This is a genomic window from Comamonas koreensis (assembly GCF_014076495.1).
In the GTDB taxonomy this organism is placed as follows: domain Bacteria; phylum Pseudomonadota; class Gammaproteobacteria; order Burkholderiales; family Burkholderiaceae_C; genus Comamonas; species Comamonas squillarum.
The window spans coordinates 4,836,197-4,849,537 of record NZ_CP043575.1 but is presented as its reverse complement, the minus strand read 5'-3'; the positions used below and the strand labels follow the sequence as shown (position 1 = coordinate 4,849,537).

Here is a 13,341-nt window from a genome sequence, read left to right as displayed (position 1 = left end):
CCATGCCAGTCCCCTTCGACGTCAAGCTGATGAACATGCTGGCCACGGCATTGTTCCTCGGCTGCGGCGCGTTGCTGGTGCTGGCTGGGGTGCGCTGGGCCATCCACCATCCGGCGCTGAGCATTGCGCGCATCGTGGTGCAGGGCGAGCTCGAACACAACAGCGCCGTGTCGCTGCAGGCCAATGTGATGCCGTCCTTGAAAGGCAACTTCTTCACGATGGACCTCGATGAGACGCGGCGGATCTTCGAGCAGGCGCCCTGGGTGCGCCAGGCGCGCATCAAGCGCGAGTTCCCCAGCACCTTGGCGGTGACGATCACCGAGCAGGATGCGACGGCGATCTGGGGCGCGGAGGGCGAGTCCCGCCTGCTCAACAGCGAAGGCCAGATGTTTGAAGGTGACTCGGCCGACCCCGATCTGCTGCACCTGCCGCACCTGTCGGGCCCGGCTGGGCGTTCCCAAGAGGTACTGGCCATGTTCCGCGCGCTCGCGCCCATCTACGCCAAGCTCGACAACGCGCTGGTGGCGCTGGCCGAGTCGAACAGCGGCAGCTGGAAGGCCACCTTGCAGTCTGGCGCGGTCATCGAGATGGGCCAGGGCCGGGAGGATGTCCTGAGCGAGCGGGTACGTAAATTTGTTGAATCTTTGCCTGAAGTCACCGGTACCTACAGACGCAGCGTGGCATCGCTGACGTCGGCGGATCTGCGCCATGCCGGGGGCTATGCGGTGCGCATGCAAGGGGTGACCACGGGCACCTCGGCAGCGGGCCGGGCGCCAGTCAAAAAATAAAACACAGAGATGCGAAACATGAACCATACCAATCACTTGATCAGCGAGGGCTACTGACTATGGCGCGAGATAGCAAAGACGTGGTCGTCGGCCTGGACATCGGCACCGCCAAGATCATGGTGGTCGTCGCCGAGGTGCTGGGCAATGGCGAGCTCAAGCTGGCAGGGCTGGGCGTGGCGCCCAGCAACGGGCTCAAGCGCGGTGTGGTGGTGAACATCGATGCGACGGTGCAGAGCATCCAGCAGGCGCTTAAGGAGGCCGAGCTGATGGCCGACCTGAACATCCAGCGCGTCTACACTGGCATCACCGGCAGCCATATCCGCGGCATCAACTCCAGCGGCATGGTGGCGGTCAAGGACAAGGAAGTCTCGGCCGCCGATGTGGCGCGCGTGCTCGATACTGCCAAGGCGATCAATATTCCGTCGGACCAGCGCCTGCTGCTGGTCGAGCCCCAGGAGTTTGCGATCGACGGCCAGGATGTGCGCGAGCCCATCGGCATGAGCGGCCTGCGCCTGGAGTCCAAGATCCATATCGTGACCGGGGCGCAAAGCGCGGCCGAGAACATCATCAAATGCGTGCGCCGCTGCGGGCTGGAAGTCGAGCAGCTGCTGCTCAACCCGCTCGCCTCCAGCCAGGCCGTGCTGACCGATGACGAGCGCGAGCTGGGCGTGTGCGTGGTCGATATCGGCGCGGGCACCACCGATGTGTCGATCTTCACCGGCGGCGCGATCCGCCACACGGCAGTGATCCCGATTGCCGGTGATTTGATCACCAGCGACATCGCGATGGCGCTGCGCACGCCGACCAAGGACGCCGAGGACATCAAGGTCGAGAGCGGCTGCGCCAAGCAGCTGCTGGCCGATCCCGACACGCAGGTCGATGTGCCCGGTCTGGGTGACCGGGGCCCGCGCCTGTTGAGCAAGCAAGCGCTGGCCGGCGTGATCGAGCCACGCGTCGAAGAAATTTTCTCGCTGGTGCAGCAAGTCATCCGCGAGTCTGGTTATGAGGAGGTGCTGTCGTCGGGCATTGTGCTGACGGGCGGCAGCGCGGTGATGCCAGGCATGGTGGAGCTGGGGGAAGACATCTTCCTCAAGCCCGTGCGACGCGGCATTCCCAAGTATTCCGGCACCCTGGCCGAGATGGTTGCGCAGCCCCGTGCTGCCACCGTCATGGGCCTGCTGGAAGAGGCCCGCATGGCCCGCATGCGTGGCTACAAGGTGGCCCAGAAGTCCGGTTCGGTGAAATCGGCATTTGGGCGTTTGAAGGACTTTATTGTGGGGAACTTTTAACCATGCATGACACCACTTGTTGGCTGGCGCAAAGCAGCCCTTCAAGGCTCAAAGGGTATGACCCTTGGAGACCTAAAGGGCCACCAGCAATCCATTGTTCATTAAAGAGTGAATTATTCGTAACCCATTTTTCTCATGTTGACGCGAGAGCGAGAGGAGCAGGCAATGACCATCGAAATGTATGAAGGCAACACATTCAACCAAGGCACCCAGATCAAGGTGATCGGCGTCGGGGGCGGTGGTGGCAATGCGGTCGAGCACATGATCGCCAACAGCGTGCAAGGTGTCGAATTCATTTCGGCCAACACCGATGCGCAAGCGCTGGAGCGTTGCCATGCCCACCGCGTGATCCAGCTGGGAGAGACCGGCCTGGGCGCGGGCAGCAAGCCTGAGAACGGCCGCGAGGCTGCCGAATCCGCGATCGAAGACATCCGCGCTGCGATCGTGGGTTCGCACATGCTGTTCATCACCGCCGGTATGGGCGGTGGTACCGGCACCGGTGCTGCCCCCGTGATCGCTCGCGTCGCCAAGGAAATGGGCATCCTGACCGTGGGCGTAGTGACCAAGCCTTTCGAATGGGAGGGCAAGCGCCGCATGTCCAATGCCGATGGCGGCCTGAGCGAGCTCGAAGCGAATGTCGACTCGCTGATCGTGGTGCTCAACGAGAAGCTGCTCGATGTGCTGGGCGACGACATCACCCAGGACCAGGCCTTTGCCCATGCCAACGATGTGCTGAAGAACGCCGTGGGCGGCATCTCCGAGATCATCAACGACCACGGCTACATCAACGTCGACTTTGCTGACGTGAAGACCGTGATGAGCGAGCCGGGCAAGGCGATGATGGGTACGGCCACGGCCAGCGGCCCGGACCGTGCACGCATCGCTGCGGAACAAGCGGTTGCTTGCCCGCTGCTGGAAGGCATCGACCTGTCGGGCGCCAAGGGCATCCTGGTGCTGGTGACCGCGACCAAGGGCAGCCTGAAGCTGGCCGAATCGCGCCAGGCCATGAGCACCATCAATGCCTACGCCTCGCCAGAGTCGCATGTCATCTTTGGCGCGGCCTATGACGAGACGCTGGGCGACGAGATCCGCGTGACCGTGCTGGCCACCGGCCTGTCCCGTCCCGTGGCCAAGCGCCAGCCCATCTCGGTCATCCAGGGCAGCGCAGGTCTGCGTACCGGTACCGACGACATCGCCTACACGCCCCAGTCGGTCAACAGCCCCGTCTCGGGTCTGGGTGTGCAAAACGCGGTGCCCATGGGCAATGCCTTTGCTAACGACTTTGCCGACAAGAAGACCCCCTCGGTCTGGCGCACCGGCCGCAACGCGGCTTCGGCCCGCGTCGATGCGATGTCGTCGAGCGGCATGGAAGACCTGGAGATCCCCGCCTTCCTGCGCAAGCAGGCAGACTGATTGCCTTGCGGGGCTTTCGTTGAAGCCAGTCCAGCCTTTGGGGTGGACTGGGCTTTGAATACAACGCGCTGAAACCTTTCGGGGACTCAGCGCGTTGTTATTAGAGGGCTGCGTCGTTGTTCGCTGTCCGCTCCGCCTGCCAACGCAGTAGTTGGGCAGCGGCTTTGTGCACAGATTGGCCGGCAAGGCAAGTGTTTGTCCTACAAGGCTTGCACTATCTGGGTGATTGGCATTTTTGCGCGTCCCAAGCGGGCGTACGGCGTAAAATCAACGAGTTATGCTCCAGCAACGAACCATCAAGTCTTTAACCCGTGCCGTGGGCGTGGGCCTGCACAGCGGCCAGCGGGTCGAGCTCACCTTGCGTCCTGCACAACCCAATACGGGCATTGTGTTTCGCCGGGTGGACCTGCCCGAGCCGGTCGATATCCCCGTCAACGCCGAAGCGGTGGTGGACACCCGCATGGCCTCGACCCTGGGCAAGGGCGATGTGCGCATCCATACGGTGGAGCATGTGATGTCGGCCTGCGCGGGCCTGGGCATCGACAACCTCTATATCGACGTGACAGCCGAGGAAATCCCGATTCTCGACGGCTCATCCGCGTCCTTTGTGTTTTTGCTGCAAAGCGCCGGTATCGAGCTGCAAAACGCACCCAAGCGCTTTTTGCGTCTGACCAAGCCGGTCGAAATCCGCCAGGGCGAAGGCGCTGCGCAAAAGTGGGCGCGTCTGGACCCCTACCACGGCTACAAGCTGCGTTTCGAGATCGACTTCTCGCACCCGGCTGTCGATTCCACCGGCCAGACCTATGAGTTCGACCTGGGCATCGGCAACTACAGCCGCGATATCGCCCGCGCCCGCACCTTTGGCTTTACCAAGGATGTCGAGATGCTGCGCTCCAACGGCCTGGCGCTGGGCGGCGGTCTGGACAATGCCATCGTCATGGACGACTACAAGGTGCTCAACAGCGACGGCTTGCGCTATGACGACGAGTTCGTCAAACACAAGATCCTCGATGCCATCGGTGACCTCTACATCGTGGGCTATCCCTTGCTGGCCGCCTACAGCGCGTTCCGCTCGGGCCATGGCCTCAACAACCTGCTGCTGCGCGAGCTGATGCAGCGCCAGGACGCCTGGGACATCGTCACCTTTGACCATGTGCGTGAAGCCCCGCAGGGCTTTGCACAGTCGGCCCTCGCCTGGTAAGGCCGCGCCCGGGATGCTGCTGTTTCGCTGGATCTTCATGCTGCTGGTGCTGATGGCGGCCCTCAGCTTTTGCTTTTACCTGGGCACCGGCCAGCGCCGCTACCGCCAGTGGTCCCTGCTGCTGATCAAATGGACCGTGGTCGCAGGCCTGGCGTTCTTTGCGGTGCTCTTTGTGGGCCGCATGGTCTAAAACCGGTCTTTGGCATTCTGCGCGGCAGGTAAAGTGCGGTAAACCCCGGCCTGCGCCCGGCCGGTCCGTTACCGGTCCCGCCCACTGTCCATGCGGCTTTGCCGCCTCTTCCCCCACTTTACAAATGACACATCCCAGCCCGGTGATCCAGCTGCGGGTAAACGGTGGCGCGCCGACAGGCGTTAAATCTGCATGGGGGCATGCTTGCCGCTCGCACCAGCAGCCGCTGGTTCATCAGAAAGGATTCCGTCATGAACAAGCACCGAAGCCGTTTTAGCCGCCTGGCCAGCATGGGCAGCCTGGCCCTGGCATTGGCCGGCGCCCTGGCTTTTAGCGCGCCTGCACAGGCCCAGCCCGATGGACGCCATGGTGACCGCCATTACCAGCGCGATGACCGGCGCGACCATGCCGACCACCGCCGCTGGGAGCGCGAACGCGAGCGGGACCGCCGCTACCGCGAGCAGCAGCGCCGTGAGTACCGCCATGACCACCATCCACCTCCCCGTGTCGTGGTTGTGCCGGACCGGGGCCGTGGCATCGGCCCGCGCAATGACTGGTACCGGGGCGGCTATGTGCCAGCACCGTACCGTGGCTACAGCTATGTGGTCGGCGATTGGCGCGGCCACCGGCTCAGCGCGCCACCCCGGGGCTACCAATGGATCCAGTATGGCGGTGACTACCTGCTGATCGCCATTGGCACAGGCCTGATCGCCAATATTGTCATCAATGGTTATTGAGCCGCTGCGAAGTCGCGATAATTGAGGGTTTGCATGGCGCCCACAACGAACCTTTGTGTGGCGCCTCGCTCCAAAGCTTACTTTGGTGGTTGCACCTTGTGCCGAGCGCTGCTTCACGGAGCGCACGGATCCACGCATAAGGAGCCTGTAGCCGGCCAGACCTGTGCGCGCTAGCGATGCACAGGTTTTTTTTTGCCTGCGCGCTGCAGGCGGGGTGGCTCACCAGGCCGCAGAGGCACCGGTGGGTTCTTGCCTAGTAGCTGCGCCCGGCCTTGTACATCGCGTGCTGGCGGCGTTGCAAGGGGCTGGCCTCGGCCATGCGCGCCATCGCCAGGCCCGCATGGGCGTGGGTGATCGCCAGGCCCAGCGCATCGGCCGCATCGGTGCCGGGCAGGCCAGGCAGCTGCAGCAGGCGGCGCACCATCTCCTGGATCTGGTTCTTGGCAGCGCGCCCATGGCCGACCACGGCTTTTTTCATCTGCAGTGCGGTGTACTCGGCAACTGGCAGGTTCTGCGACACCAGCGCCGTCAGCGCGCAGCCCCGGGCCTGGCCCAGCAGCAAGGTGGACTGGGGGTTGACGTTGACGAACACGATTTCCACCGAGGCCATGTCGGGCTGGTAGCGCTGGCTGACTTCGCAGATACCGTCAAAGATCATCTTCAGGCGGCCGGGCAGGTCACCCAGGTTCAGCGTGGTGGTGCGGATGGTGCCGCTGGCCACATAGGACAGACGCTGGCCATCGACGTCGATGACGCCAAAGCCGGTGGTCTGCAGGCCAGGGTCGATGCCAAGGATTCTCATGCGGTTTAAAACGGGTGGCGGAGGGGTTGCCGGTCAGGGGAGCTCAGCATAGCGCATGCGTGCCGCGATGGTGGTTGTGCGGCGGTTGAGGTAGGCAGAGTTGGGGTTCTTGTCGGCGCCCTTGGGGTTGGGCAGCATGACGGCCAGGCGCGCCGCTTCATAGGCGCTCAGCTGGGCGGCCGGTTTGCCAAAGTAGCGCTGGGCGGCGGCCTCGGCGCCAAACACGCCATCGCCCCATTCGGCATGGTTCAGGTACAGCTCCAGAATGCGCTGCTTGCTCAGCAGGAACTCCAGGGTGTAGGTCAGCAGCAGCTCCTGGCCTTTGCGCAGCAGGCTGCGCTCCGACGACAGCAACAGGTTCTTGGCCAGCTGCTGGGTGATGGTGGAGCCGCCCATGATCTTGGCGGGCGGGCCGGCTTGCACTGCGCTGGGGTCAAAGGCCTCGCCACGCCGCTCGGCCTGGGCCTGGGCGCGTGCCAGGGCCTTTTCCCGGCGCTGCTCGGCGCGCTCTATGGCCTTGGCATTGCGCGCGCGGGCCTTTTCAATTGCATCCCAGAGCACGCCATCGTGGTTGACAAAGTCGTCGTCCTCGGAGGCGATCACCGCGCGCTGCAGGTTGACCGATATCTGCGACAAGGGCTGCCATTGCTGGCGCCAGTGCAGGCGCCCGTCCTGGCGCAGCTGGCGCCAGGCTTCGCTGCGCTCAAAGGCGGTCGACGCCGGGTCCACACTGGCCATCATTGCGATGCGGGCGACAAAGAACAGCTGCAGCGCGATGCCCAGCAGCAGTGCCCAGCCGATCCAGCGCGCAATCGCTTTCATCGGCGGGTCCTGCGGGCTAAGGCGGGAAGAGGGCTGGAGACCATCAGCGCTTGCGCTCAGTGGGCGGCCAGTTCGCTGCGCAGCTGCGCCAGCACCGGCTGGGAGGGGGGGCGCACGCCGCGCCACAGCGCAAAGGCCTCGGCCGCTTGCTCGACCAGCATGCCCAGGCCATCGCGGCCCTGGGCGCCGTGCTGCGCGGCCCACTGCAAAAAGGGCTGGGCAGCGGGGCCGTACATCATGTCGTAGGCCAGTGCGCCAGCGCGCAGCAGCGCGCCGGGCACCGGGATGGCCGCGCCTTGGAGGCTGCTGGCGGTGGCGTTGATGACGACATCGAAGAGGCCATCGAGTGCGCCCGCCTCGACTGCTTGCAACTGGGTGGCCGAGCCCTGGACCAGGTCGGCATGCTGGTCCACCAAATCCTGCGCCTTGGCGTGGGTGCGGTTGCAGACCACGAGCAGCGCCGGTGCCTGGGCCATGAGCGGCGCCAGCGCGCCGGCAGCAGCGCCGCCGGCGCCCAGCAGCAGCACGCGCTGGCCGGCCAGTGCAACGCCAGCATTGCGCACGATATCGGCCACCAGGCCCAGGCCATCGGTGTTGTCGGCGTGAATGCCGCCATCGGCGCCTACCACCAAGGTGTTGGCCGCACCCGCACGCAGCACGCGCTCGCTGCGGCTGTCGGCCAGGCGCGCGGCGTCGAGCTTGAAGGGCACGGTCACATTCATGCCCCGGGTACCGGCCTGCACCAGGTGGCGCAGGGCCGCGTCAAAACCATCCAGTGCCACCAGCTCAGCCTCATAGACCAGCGCCTGGTCGGTCAGCTGCGCAAACAGCGTGTGGATGCGGGGTGAGCGGCTGTGGGCAATCGGGTTGCCCATCACGCAATAGCGGTCTGGAAGGGACATGGTCGTAAGGGCCTGGGCCGTGGCGGCTGCGCGCTGAAGGCGCTGACCGCGCATGGCAGAAAAAAGGGCATGCGCTGGGCACCCGGTGGCGGCGCAACGGGGGCCCGCCAGCATGGCGCTCAAGCGCCTGCCACTTTACTGCAAATTGGCCGTTTCCAATGTCTGCTCGCGGGTGAAGCGGAATTTGGAGACGACGGCAATCTGGTCGGCCTTGGCGCGCAGCGCGGGGCCAAAGTGGCCAAAGGGGCCACTGCTGACGGCGATGGCCTCGGCCCGGCGGTCGAGTTGCTGGTTGCCCGAGCTTTTGTAGACCTCGGTGCCCAGCACCCGGCCGTCGTGGTTGACGGTCATGATCATCACCAGCTCACCATAGAGCTTGCGGCCACCGGCTTCGGGGAAGTTGTTGGTGCCCCGGTCCTCGACCTTGCGGCGCAGCTGGTCGTAGTAGATGGCGAACACTTCCTCGCGTGTGGCGGGGCTGATGTAGCGCTTCTTGGGGCGGGCGTTTTCTTCGTGGATGCGCTTTTCGATCTCGGCGAGCATCTTGAGCAGCTGCTGGTGCTTTTCTTCCTGCTCGACCTCTGCCTGCGAGGCGCTGGCCTTGCGCGTATCGGGCGGCTGGTACTGGGCCAGCTGGTTGCGCAGGTCGGCCAGCAGTTGCATCTGCTGGGCCTGCATGGCATCGAGCTGGCGCTGGCGCTCTTCAAAGTCATCCCCCATGTTGGTGATGGCCGAGTAGGGCATGGGGCTTGTGGCGCGCTCCTGGCTGTTGGCCGATTCACCACCACCGGCCAGGTTGGCCTGGGCGACGGCCTGGGCCTTGTCAGGCGGGGCGTCGTTGGACTTGGCGTTGACCAGAATCACTTCGAGCGGGGTGTCCTCGAACACCCGGTCAAAGGCCTGGGGGTCGACAAAGCGGATGCTCAAGATGGCAGCGTGCACCAGCACAGACACAGCCAGCGCCAGTTGCAGCGTGGACAGCGATCGAAGAAATTGGAAAAACTTCACGGTTCCGGGTTAATCGGTTTTTGTAGTCGCCGCGTCCTCACCGTCGCCCATGTCCACCGCGATTGCGATGGGCCCAGCCACAGCCTCCTCCTCGTCTTCTGGCGACTCTGTCTCGGCCTGGTTGGCCTGTTCGTCGTCCAGTCTCTCCAGCACGGTTCCGGTCACATCCAGCGTGATCTCGTCGATCTCGCCGAGCTTGACCCGGACCTGGGCACCACGCGGCAAACTCTGCGCGCCCAGCACCGGAAACACCAATGGTAGTTCATCTGCACGCACGAGCATGCTGCCTGCCGGGCCTTCCTTCATAACTGTTGCAGTGAGGTCACTGATGCTGTTCTGCGCCAGGTATTTCAAGGTCCAGTAGCGCTCCATGCCGGCCTGGTAGCCGTTGTAGGCGCTGTAGGCGGCATCAAAGCCGCTGATGATGGAGAACAGCTCCGCATCCTTGGGCTTGAACGGGGCTACCAGGGCGGCGGTGGCGCCATGGCGCGCGCAGGCGATGATCTGCCACTGGTTGACCAGGTCGGTGTAGCGGCGCAGCGGCGACGTGGCCCAGACATAGCTTTTGACGCCGATGCCGGCATGTGGCAAGGCCTTGGTGGACATGCGCACCTTGATGCCGGGTGCCAGGCTTGCCTGGCTGCGGTAGATGCCGGGCACGCCATAGTCGGCCAGCAACTGGCCCCAGCTGCTGTTGGCGACGATGGCCGCCTCGGCCACGATCAGATCGAGCGGTGCGCCGCGCTTGCGCACGGAGATCTGCACGGTCTCGCTGCCGTTGGGCACCTGGTCGCCATTGCCTTGCAGGCGGAAGTTGTAGTCCGGGCGGTTGAAGTTCTCGGGCTTGCCGCGCACCACTTCGCGGCCGGCCTTGAGGTGGCGCGAGAGGCGGTAGAGAAAGCTCAGCTCGTCGCGCTTGTCCAGCAGCGGCTGGGGCGTGTCCTCGACCTGCAGCGCCGGGTCGGTCAGCCAGGCTTCGGTGGCGATGTGGTCGAGCTTGTCGTAGCGGAAGTTGCTAACCACCGGCACGCGCTCCAAGCGGGTTTCCTTGTTCAGCACTTCCAGCGTGGCTTCGTCGTAGGTGACGTATAGCGAGACGGCCGGGTTGGCGCGGCCCTCATCCAGGGTGTAGATCTGCACCACTTCGTCGGGCAGCATCGTGACCTTGTAGCCCGGCATGTAGACGGTGGAGTAGCGGCTGCGGCCCAGATGGTCGAGCGCCGAGCCCGGCTCAATCGCGAGACCTGGCGCGGCAATGTGCACGCCAACAATCACCTGGCCGGTGCCCAGGCCCTGTACCGACAGCGCATCGTCGATTTCGGTCGTGGCCGAGTCGTCGATGGAGTAGGCCTCCACCGTGGCCAGCGGCAGATCGGCTGGCGGCAGTGGCGCCGTGACGGCCGGAAAGCCCGTGCCCTTGGGGAAGTTGTCGAACAAAAAGCGCTGCCAGTGGAACTGGTAGGACGAGTCGATAGCGCCGGCCTGTTGCAGCAGCGCCAGCGGCGCGAGCTGCGCCTTGCGGCTGGCTTCGACCACGGCCTTGTACTCGGGCGCGTTCTTGTCAGGGCGAAACAAGATCTTGTAGAGCTGCTGCTGCACAGGCGCGGGGCACTCGCCGTTGACGAGCTCGGCTGCCCAGCCGTCGATCTGCGCCTGGATCTGGGCTTTTTTCTCGATGGCGGCCAGCGCTTGCTGCACGATCTCGGCCGGTGCCTTCTTGAAGCGGCCCTTGCCGGCGCGGCGGAAGTAGTGCGGGGCTTCGAACAAGGTGAAGAGCGCTGCCACCTGTTCGGCGATCGAGGCGTTCTCCGAGAAGTAGTCGCGCGCCAGGTCGGCAAAGCCAAACTCCTGCTCGGGCGCAAACTCCCAGGCCAGCTGGGGGTCGATGTCCGCCGACAGGGTTTGCGCCTGCGCGATCAGCTCGGCAGGTGTGGGCTTGTCAAATTTAAGAAGCAGGTTCGCTGCTTTGACCTTGACCCGTTTGCCGGAGTCCAATTCAATTTGGGCGGAGCTCTCAGCTTCGGAGAGGATACGGCCGGCCAGAAATTTGCCAGCGTCGTCAAACAGTGCATACATAGCCGCGCATTTTCCCATGCTGGGTGGTGCCGGGGCGCGGCTACAGGGTTTTTTGCGTGGGGGTTCTGGCTGGCCCATCGCGGGCGGGCCAGCCGGCGCTGGTTTTTACCAGCCCAGAAACTTGTCGATCTGCGGCAGATAGCTCTCGAAGTTGGACAGCGCATGGTCGCTGCCCTCGTCCAGCAGCAGCTGAGCGGCGGGGTAGCGCGCGACCATGTCCTGCCAGTGCAGTACCTCGTCGCCCATGGCGGCAATCAGCAGCTGTGCGGCGGCAGGGGGCTGGCCGTTGACGTTCAGCGCCTGCAGCTCGTCCAGGTATTCCGGGCGGAAGTAAAAGGATTCTTCCGGGTTGTGCCAGGCCGTTTGCTCGCCCAGGTGCTGCGCCAAGGTGACCCAGGGCGTTGTCGAGGGGTTGATCATCACGCTCTTGCAGCGCAGCTGCTGGGCCACCCAGCTGGCATAAAAGCCGCCCAGCGAGGAGCCGACAACCGCCAGGCTCTCGGGTGGCAGGCCGGCCCAGCTGCGGGTGGTTTGCAGCAGCAGATCGGCCGCTTGCCGGGGCGAGGCGGGCAACTGGGGGGCTGACCACACCACGTGCGGGTGGTTGTCTTCGATATGGCGCTGCAGGCGCTGGGCCTTGGCCGATTGGGGGGAGGAGCGAAAGCCGTGCAGGTAGAGCAAGTGGGTGGTCGTCATGCGCAAATGATAGCGCCGAGGCCACCACTGCTAAGGCGTTGACAACCTTAGTTGTTTTGTTGAATTGATTTGGTTCGGGTGACACAGGTAAAACCGGTCTTTACCGCTAGCGCTGGCGGCCATTCTGTGCCAAGCAGAGATAATGGCGGCCATGTCCGAAGTTCTTGATAAACCGAATCTGTTCCAGCGTCTCATGCCGATGCTGCGCGGTTATGACTGGCCGCTGATCTTCATCATCGGCGCCCTGGCAGCCATCGGACTGACGGCCATGTATTCCGCCGGTTTCGACCATGGCACCCGCTTCTCCGACCATGGCCGCAATATGCTGCTGGCGCTGGGCATCTTGCTGGTGGTGTCGCAGATCCCGCCGCACCGGTTGGCCAGCTTTGCGCTGCCGCTGTATGGCTTGGGCGTTGCGTTGTTGATCGCCGTGGCGCTGTTTGGCATCACGAAGAAGGGTGCGCAGCGCTGGGTGAATCTGGGCATAGTCATCCAGCCCAGTGAGCTGCTGAAGATTGCGATGCCGCTGATGCTGGCCTGGTGGTTCCAGCGCCGCGAAGGCGCCTTGCGCCCGGCCGATTTTGTCGTCGCGTTTGCGATTCTCGTCATCCCGGTCGGCCTGATCATGAAGCAGCCCGACCTGGGAACATCGCTGCTGGTGATGGCTGCGGGCCTGGCGGTAATCTATTTTGCCGGCCTGTCCTGGAAACTGATCATCCCGCCGGTGCTGATTGGCGTCATCGGCCTGCTGCTGATTGCCATCTATGGCCACCACCTTTGCGAAGACGGCATGGATCTGGTGGTGTTGCATGAGTACCAGCGCCAACGCGTCTGCACCTTGCTCGACCCGACCCGGGACCCGCTGGGCAAAGGCTTTCACATCATCCAGGGAATGATTGCCATCGGTTCGGGCGGCTTCATGGGCAAGGGCTTCATGGCCGGCACGCAGACCCATCTGGAGTTCATCCCCGAGCGCACCACGGACTTTATCTTTGCCGCGTTTTCCGAAGAGTTCGGCCTGGCCGGCAACCTGCTGCTGATCTTTTTCTTCCTGCTGCTGGTCTGGCGCGGCCTGGCCATTGCGATGCGCGCGCCCACCTTGTTTGGCCGCCTGATGGCCGGAGCGGTGGCGATGATCTTTTTCACCTACGCCTTCGTCAACATGGGCATGGTCAGCGGCATCCTGCCGGTGGTGGGTGTGCCCCTGCCCTTTGTCAGCTATGGGGGCACGGCCATGGTCACCCTGGGGCTGGCGCTGGGGATCTTGATGTCGGTCGCCCGATCGCAGCGCCAGCTGGCGCGGGAGCAGGCGCCGCGCCTATGAGCCCCGTTGCGGCGGGCTTTAATGGGCTCTGCCATTGAAAACACCCCCGCCAGCCGCAGATACGGGATAGGTGGCTGCTGGCTTGCTGGCCGC

General features: G+C 64.2%; 13 protein-coding genes. 7 read left to right on the top strand and 6 right to left on the bottom strand.

Going from position 1 to position 13,341, the window contains the following annotated elements:
• Positions 1-2 precede the first annotated feature (2 nt).
• The 6 genes from F0Q04_RS22190 (at position 3) to F0Q04_RS22165 (ending at position 5,618) form a co-directional block, all read left to right on the top strand.
• Positions 3-788, top strand: a complete 786-nt coding sequence (locus F0Q04_RS22190) for a cell division protein FtsQ/DivIB (RefSeq protein WP_232539438.1) — start codon at positions 3-5, stop codon at positions 786-788.
• A 59-nt stretch (positions 789-847) separates the two neighbouring features.
• The gene (ftsA, locus tag F0Q04_RS22185; protein WP_021026170.1) at positions 848-2,077 is read left to right on the top strand and encodes a cell division protein FtsA; all 1,230 of its coding nucleotides are present in this window, start codon (positions 848-850) and stop codon (positions 2,075-2,077) included.
• A gap of 165 nt (positions 2,078-2,242) precedes the next feature.
• A complete protein-coding gene (ftsZ, locus tag F0Q04_RS22180) occupies positions 2,243-3,490 on the top strand; it encodes a cell division protein FtsZ (RefSeq protein WP_021026171.1) in 1,248 nt (415 codons plus the stop codon).
• Between the two features lie 277 nt (positions 3,491-3,767).
• Complete coding sequence (gene lpxC / locus F0Q04_RS22175) at positions 3,768-4,691, top strand: UDP-3-O-acyl-N-acetylglucosamine deacetylase (protein ID WP_021026172.1); 924 nt, start codon at positions 3,768-3,770, stop codon at positions 4,689-4,691.
• Positions 4,692-4,704: 13 nt separating this feature from the next.
• Positions 4,705-4,881 (top strand): hypothetical protein, encoded by a 177-nt coding sequence (locus F0Q04_RS22170; RefSeq protein ID WP_165841206.1) that lies wholly within the window; start codon positions 4,705-4,707, stop codon positions 4,879-4,881.
• Between the two features lie 251 nt (positions 4,882-5,132).
• Positions 5,133-5,618, top strand: coding sequence for an RcnB family protein (locus F0Q04_RS22165; protein ID WP_232539437.1), 486 nt, complete (start codon positions 5,133-5,135; stop codon positions 5,616-5,618).
• Between the two features lie 253 nt (positions 5,619-5,871).
• Here F0Q04_RS22165 and ruvC read toward each other — a convergent pair whose 3' ends face one another.
• The 6 genes from ruvC to F0Q04_RS22135 form a co-directional block, all read right to left on the bottom strand.
• Complete coding sequence (gene ruvC / locus F0Q04_RS22160; RefSeq protein WP_182343568.1) at positions 5,872-6,420, bottom strand: crossover junction endodeoxyribonuclease RuvC; 549 nt, start codon at positions 6,418-6,420, stop codon at positions 5,872-5,874.
• A 33-nt stretch (positions 6,421-6,453) separates the two neighbouring features.
• Entirely contained in the window at positions 6,454-7,242 is a 789-nt protein-coding gene (locus F0Q04_RS22155) for a transglycosylase domain-containing protein (RefSeq protein ID WP_116926488.1), read from the bottom strand.
• Between the two features lie 56 nt (positions 7,243-7,298).
• Positions 7,299-8,144, bottom strand: coding sequence for a shikimate dehydrogenase (gene aroE / locus F0Q04_RS22150; protein ID WP_182343566.1), 846 nt, complete (start codon positions 8,142-8,144; stop codon positions 7,299-7,301).
• A 135-nt stretch (positions 8,145-8,279) separates the two neighbouring features.
• The gene (locus F0Q04_RS22145; protein WP_182343564.1) at positions 8,280-9,152 is read right to left on the bottom strand and encodes an energy transducer TonB; all 873 of its coding nucleotides are present in this window, start codon (positions 9,150-9,152) and stop codon (positions 8,280-8,282) included.
• Positions 9,153-9,161: 9 nt separating this feature from the next.
• Complete coding sequence (locus F0Q04_RS22140; RefSeq protein ID WP_116926485.1) at positions 9,162-11,228, bottom strand: ribonuclease catalytic domain-containing protein; 2,067 nt, start codon at positions 11,226-11,228, stop codon at positions 9,162-9,164.
• A 105-nt stretch (positions 11,229-11,333) separates the two neighbouring features.
• Positions 11,334-11,924 carry a YqiA/YcfP family alpha/beta fold hydrolase gene (locus F0Q04_RS22135; protein ID WP_116926484.1) on the bottom strand — a complete coding sequence of 197 codons (591 nt, stop codon included), beginning with the start codon at positions 11,922-11,924 and terminating at the stop codon, positions 11,334-11,336.
• A 151-nt stretch (positions 11,925-12,075) separates the two neighbouring features.
• Between F0Q04_RS22135 and rodA the strand changes: the two genes are divergently transcribed.
• On the top strand, positions 12,076-13,248 hold the full coding sequence (gene rodA, locus F0Q04_RS22130; RefSeq protein ID WP_116926555.1) for a rod shape-determining protein RodA: 1,173 nt from the start codon (positions 12,076-12,078) through the stop codon (positions 13,246-13,248).
• The last annotated feature ends 93 nt before the right edge of the window (positions 13,249-13,341 follow it).

Coding starts and splice junctions, on each gene's coding strand:
- ftsA (WP_021026170.1), top strand. CDS start 848: ATGGCGCGAGATAGCAAAGACGTGGTCGTCGGCCTGGACATCGGCACC.
- F0Q04_RS22165 (WP_232539437.1), top strand. CDS start 5,133: ATGAACAAGCACCGAAGCCGTTTTAGCCGCCTGGCCAGCATGGGCAGC.
- ruvC (WP_182343568.1), bottom strand. CDS start 6,420: ATGAGAATCCTTGGCATCGACCCTGGCCTGCAGACCACCGGCTTTGGC.
- F0Q04_RS22170 (WP_165841206.1), top strand. CDS start 4,705: ATGCTGCTGTTTCGCTGGATCTTCATGCTGCTGGTGCTGATGGCGGCC.
- rodA (WP_116926555.1), top strand. CDS start 12,076: ATGTCCGAAGTTCTTGATAAACCGAATCTGTTCCAGCGTCTCATGCCG.
- F0Q04_RS22135 (WP_116926484.1), bottom strand. CDS start 11,924: ATGACGACCACCCACTTGCTCTACCTGCACGGCTTTCGCTCCTCCCCC.
- aroE (WP_182343566.1), bottom strand. CDS start 8,144: ATGTCCCTTCCAGACCGCTATTGCGTGATGGGCAACCCGATTGCCCAC.
- F0Q04_RS22140 (WP_116926485.1), bottom strand. CDS start 11,228: ATGTATGCACTGTTTGACGACGCTGGCAAATTTCTGGCCGGCCGTATC.
- ftsZ (WP_021026171.1), top strand. CDS start 2,243: ATGACCATCGAAATGTATGAAGGCAACACATTCAACCAAGGCACCCAG.
- F0Q04_RS22155 (WP_116926488.1), bottom strand. CDS start 7,242: ATGAAAGCGATTGCGCGCTGGATCGGCTGGGCACTGCTGCTGGGCATC.
- lpxC (WP_021026172.1), top strand. CDS start 3,768: ATGCTCCAGCAACGAACCATCAAGTCTTTAACCCGTGCCGTGGGCGTG.
- F0Q04_RS22190 (WP_232539438.1), top strand. CDS start 3: ATGCCAGTCCCCTTCGACGTCAAGCTGATGAACATGCTGGCCACGGCA.